Genomic DNA, 5417 nt, shown 5'->3' with positions numbered 1-5417 from the left:
ACGAATCAGGTTGGCGGGTTTAATGTCTCGGTGAACCGTGTTTTGGCTGTGGACATAGCTGAGGATCAGCAGCACCTCCTGCATCACCTGCCGGGTTTGTTCTTCGGAAAAGGGCCCATTGCGACGCATTTCTTGGGAGAGGGTGATGCCCTGGATAAATTCCTGCACCAAGTAGAACTTGCCGCCTTCCTGGAAGTGGGCGTAGAGCTTGGGGATCTGCGAATGTTCCCCCAGGCGCTCCAACACTTGGGCCTCGCGATTGAAGAGCTCCTCCGCCAGCTTGGCCAGTTGCGGGGATCCCTCGACCGGGCGCAACTGCTTGATCACCCGCCAAGGTTTGGAGGGCATGTCCTCATCCCGCGCCAAAAAGGTAGAGCCAAATCCCCCCTGGCCGATGCGCTTGAAGGCCCGGTAGCGATTGCGCAGCAGCAGGGGATGGCCACAGGAGACACAGGTAGAAGCGTCCGCCGGGTTTTCCGGGTGCAAACAGGCAGGGTTAAGGCAGTAGCAGTTGGGCATACCAGTTTGGGGTTACCGGCTGGCGATCCGGACAACCGAGACGGAGCCAAGAAGTCGGCAGGCAAGTTGTGAGAGATACATACAGGTTAGACCAAGAAGAAACAAATCTTGCACAACTGCCTCAGATAGGCTGATCTTAGCGTCTGCCCGCCCTGAGGTTAATCGGACAAATCGCTTAGGTTTTCGGCGGATGGGGTTTGGTGGAACAGAGGAGAACAACAAGGGCTGGACTGCCCTGCAGAGGGAAAACTTAGAATTGATGAATACAGCCATCTTCGCCTGTCATGTTTCCAGCGCTTTCCGGTGCCGCCATTCGGCAAACTTTTCTGGACTTCTACGCTCAGCGGGGCCACCAGGTGTTGCCCAGCGCCTCCTTGGTGCCGGAAGATCCGACGGTGCTGCTGACCATTGCCGGCATGTTGCCCTTTAAGCCCATTTTCCTGGGGCAACGGGATCCGGAGTACCCACGGGTTACAACGGCCCAGAAATGTGTGCGCACCAACGACATCGAGAATGTGGGCCGAACGGCGCGCCACCACACCTTCTTCGAGATGCTGGGCAACTTCAGCTTTGGCGACTACTTCAAAAAGGAGGCCATCGCCTGGGCCTGGGAGCTGGTGACGGAGGTGTTCGGCCTGCCCCCGGAACGGCTGGTGGTGAGCGTCTTTCGCGAAGATGAGGAGGCTTTTGCCCTCTGGCGAGATGAGATAGGGATCCCGGCCCACCGCATCCAGCGCATGGGAGAGGCGGATAATTTCTGGGCTGCCGGCCCCACTGGCCCCTGTGGCCCTTGTTCTGAGATCTACTACGACTTCAAGCCAGAGCTGGGGGATGAGCGGATCGATTTGGAGGATGACTCCCGCTTTCTGGAGATCTACAACCTGGTGTTCATGGAGCTGAACCGGGATAGCGAAGGTCACCTGATGCCGCTGGCCAAGCAAAACATCGACACCGGCCTGGGGTTGGAGCGGTTGGCCCAAGTGTTGCAGGGGGTGCCCAACAACTACGAGACGGACTTGATCTTTCCCATCATTCAAACGGCGGCTGGGATCGCCGGGCTGAACTACTCCAAGGCCGACCCGGAGCAGCAGATCTCTCTGAAGGTGATCGGGGATCACGCGCGGGCAGTGATGCATTTGATTGCCGATGGGGTGCTTCCTTCCAATGTGGATCGGGGCTATGTGCTGCGGCGGCTGATCCGGCGAATGGTGCGCCACGGGCGATTGCTGGGGATCGGCGAGCCCTTCACCATCCCGGTAATCGAGACCGCGATTCAGTTGGCCGAGGCTGCCTATCCTCAGGTGCGGGAGCGAGAAACCCTGATCAAGACCGAGCTGCAACGGGAGGAAGAGCAATTTCTCAAAACCCTGGAGCGGGGGGAACGGCTACTGCTGGATTTGTTTACTGCCGTCGAATCTTCCCGTCGTGACAGCGGTGCGGAGCACTCCACCGGCTCCCAAAAGCAGATCTCCGGCGCCGACGCCTTCAAGCTCTTCGATACCTACGGTTTTCCGCTGGAGCTAACCCAAGAAATTGCCCAGGAACACGGCTTCAGCGTGGATCTGGAGGGCTTTGAGCAAGAGATGGAGAAACAGCGGCAGCGGGCCCGCGCCGCCCACCAAACCATCGACCTCACAGCCCAGGGATCCCTGGACGAGTTGGCGGATTTCCTCAGCCAAACGGAGTTTTTGGGATACAGCCAATCTTCCGCCCGCGGCGTGGTCGAGGCCCTGTTGGTCGAGGGGAAATCGGTGCCCCAAGTGGAGGCAGGGCAAGCGGTGCAGATCGTTTTGGATCGCACGCCCTTCTACGCCGAGTCCGGCGGGCAAATTGGCGACCGGGGCTACCTCTCCGGGGATGGCCTGCTGGTGCGGATTGAAGATGTGCAAAAGCAAGGGGATCTGTTCGTTCACTTTGGCCATGTGGAACGCGGGATCCTGCGGGTGGGGGATCCCGTCCAAGCCCAAATCGACCTGGCCTGTCGGCGGCGCGCCCAAGCCCACCACACCGCCACCCACCTGCTGCAGGCAGCCCTGAAAAGAATTGTCGATCCCTCGATTGGTCAGGCGGGATCCCTGGTGGCTTTTGACCGGCTGCGCTTTGATTTCACCCTATCCCGGCCAGTCACCCCTGAGGAGCTGGAACAGATCGAGAACTTGGTGAACACCTGGATTGCCGAGGCCCATGCTGCTCAAGTGGCGATCATGCCCCTGGCCGAAGCCAAAGCCAGAGGTGCCGTGGCCATGTTCGGGGAAAAATACGGCGCTGAGGTGCGGGTAATCGACTTTCCGGGGGTGTCGATGGAGCTGTGTGGCGGCACCCACGTCAACAACACCGCTGAGATTGGCCTGTTCAAGATCATCGCCGAGACGGGAGTGGCTGCTGGGATCCGCCGCATCGAGGCCGTGGCCGGGCCGGCTGTGCTGGAATACCTGAACGAACGGGACAGGGTGGTGCGGGAGCTGAGCGCTCAATTTAAAGCCAAGCCCCAGGAACTGCCGGAGCGGGTTGCTGCTCTACAGGCGGAGCTGAAAGCTGCCCAGAAGGAACTGGAAGAGGTGCGCAGCCAGTTGGCCTTGCTACAGGCCGAACGTTTGCTGGCCCAGGCGGTTGCCGTCGGAGATCTCAAGGTGCTGGTGGCCGAGCTGGGATCCACCACCCCTGAGGCCCTCAAAACCGCTGCCGAGCATCTGCTCTCCAAGCTGGGGGAAGGGGCAGTGGTGCTGGGATCGGTGCCGGAAGCCGGCAAGGTCAGCCTGGTGGCTGCCTTTAGCCCTGCTGTGCAGCAACTTGGCCTGAAGGCGGGATCCTTCATCGGCGAGATTGCCAAACTCACCGGAGGGGGCGGCGGCGGACGGCCCAACTTGGCCCAAGCTGGGGGCAAACAGCCGGAGAAATTGGCAGAGGCTTTGCGGGTGGCCCGGGAGCGGTTGCAAGCGGAGCTGATCTCGCGCTAGGGGAGCGAAGCCCTTTTGAGCACCAACAGGCCGTCCATCGGCCACTACAGTCGTTCAGTTTAGAGTGCTGTTCAGTTTAGGGTGAGACGCCTGGGCTATTGAGGGAAGCCTTCTGGCCCCGTATTGGGTTATGGGTTTAGGTTTAAATCGAAATGACTATAGATCTTCGGCCAGTGCAGTTTCCGACATGTCTTCCAGGCTCAGTTGCACCTGCCGCTGCAGCGCCTGAATCGCCTGGTATTCCTGCTGGATGCTGGCCTGGTACTGGGCGGCCAGGGCAGTGTTGCCTTCGGAAAAGGCTTGATCCCACAGTTGGGTCCAATAGCGGTAGCGTTTCTGGCGAATTTCCAGCTCCATGTTGGCAATGGCGGCCCGCACCACCATCCGTGGACGCATCAGGGCTACGCGGGTGTTTTCGTCCAACCAGAGCAGATGGCTGAGGCGCTCGTTGAGCTGCTCATCTTGGGCACAGAGGGTGCGCAAAGCCGTCAGCAACGTCTCTTCTTGCTCTTCCAGCTCCGGCTGAGCCGAGATCAGTTCCAAGATCCGCTGCCACAGCTCCCGGTGGGGGCGAAAACTAAATTGCAGCTCTCGCTCCAGCAAAGTTTGCCGAATTTCGTGGCGATACTCGCCAAAATGCAGAAAAATCTGCAAAAGATGGGACTCCGACTGCAAGAGTTTGGATCCCTTATTGAGGGAAGGTTGCTGGGGTTTGGCCCAGCGGTACTGCCGCACCGCTCGGCGCAGGTCTTCTTCCAAGTCTCGACTGAGGCGACCGTTGCCGCGGCTGAGCAATTCTGCCACTTTGTGCAAATACAAAGAGCGCCATTGTCCACCCAAACCGGCCAGCAGTTGCACAAGGGCTTGACGGGCCTGCTGAAAATCGGCGGCCCGGCTCAGATCCCGACCGGCCAGCACCTGTTCAATTCGCCAATCCAGCCACAGGGGAGCTTGCTCGATCAGGGTTTGCAGTTCAGAAACCGCTCGCGTCGGCGGGGCCGAGCTCTTGTACTCCCGCAAAAACTCGTCGGCATCTTTGCCCTCAGGAAGGGTGAGAATGCGCAGCTCAATTTCTCCGCGCCGCGCTTGTTCTTCAACGGCTTCAATGGCTCGGTTGGCGGCGTTCAAACCGGCCCGATCCGCATCAAAATTGAGGATCAGCCGCTTCGACTGGGTGTAGCGCAGCAGGGTCTTCACCTGGTGGGGTGTCAAAGCGGTGCCCATAGCGGCTACGGCATAGGCAACCCCCGCCTGATGCAGGGCGATGACATCGAAATAGCCTTCCACCACCAAGACTTGATCGGCTTTGGCAATGGCATCGCGGGCAAAGTTGAGACCATAGACCACCTGGCTTTTGTTGAAGAGCTCTGTTTCTGGAGAGTTGAGGTACTTGGGCTGTCCTGACTCCCCCAAGGCTCTGCCGGCAAACCCGATCACCCGCCCCTGCACATCAAAAATGGGCAGCATGATCCGGTTGCGAAAGCGGTCGTAGTGGCCGGATCCCTGCTGGCGGGGAACCAGCAATCCAGCCTCTTCTAAAAGTTTGACCGGTTGGCGCTTGTGGTTGACCAAGTATTCGTAGAGAGATTGCCAGCCGGGGGGAGCAAAGCCGATTTGAAATTTTTGCAAAGTTTCTTCGCTCAGGTGGCGGCTGTGCAGGTACTGGCGGGCGGCGGATCCTAGCTGGGATCGGAGGGCATGCCGATAAAAATCGGCAGCCATGGCCAAAATCTCCAGCAGCTTTTCCCGGTGGGAGAGCTCCCGCTCATCAAGGGATCCCAAGGGCTGCGCCTCGGGATTGCGGGTGGGCAGAGGTATGTGGTATCGCCGCGCCAAGTGGCGCACGGCCTCAGCAAAGGAGAGATGCTCGGTCTGCATGACAAAGCGCAGCACATCTCCCCCTGCCCCGCAGGAGAAGCACTTGTAGATCTGCTTGCTGGG

At 59.5% G+C, this 5417-nt stretch carries 3 protein-coding genes; 1 reads left to right on the top strand and 2 read right to left on the bottom strand.

Going from position 1 to position 5417, the window contains the following annotated elements:
- The coding region (locus NW856_RS04175; protein WP_414399260.1) for a protein kinase domain-containing protein at positions 1-519 on the bottom strand (519 nt) is incomplete at its 3' end.
- 284 nt (positions 520-803) lie between these two features.
- Between NW856_RS04175 and alaS the strand changes: the two genes are divergently transcribed.
- A complete protein-coding gene (gene alaS, locus NW856_RS04170) occupies positions 804-3476 on the top strand; it encodes an alanine--tRNA ligase (RefSeq protein ID WP_414399258.1) in 2673 nt (890 codons plus the stop codon).
- A gap of 156 nt (positions 3477-3632) precedes the next feature.
- Here alaS and dnaG read toward each other — a convergent pair.
- Positions 3633-5417 (bottom strand): DNA primase (gene dnaG, locus NW856_RS04165; protein WP_414399257.1); only part of this gene is annotated, 1785 nt, incomplete at its 5' end.

This window comes from Synechococcus sp. R3-13 (assembly GCF_047462195.1).
Lineage (GTDB): Bacteria > Cyanobacteriota > Cyanobacteriia > Thermostichales > Thermostichaceae > Thermostichus.
Note: the sequence above shows the minus strand (reverse complement) of the source record. Positions and strands in the feature narration are given on the sequence as shown.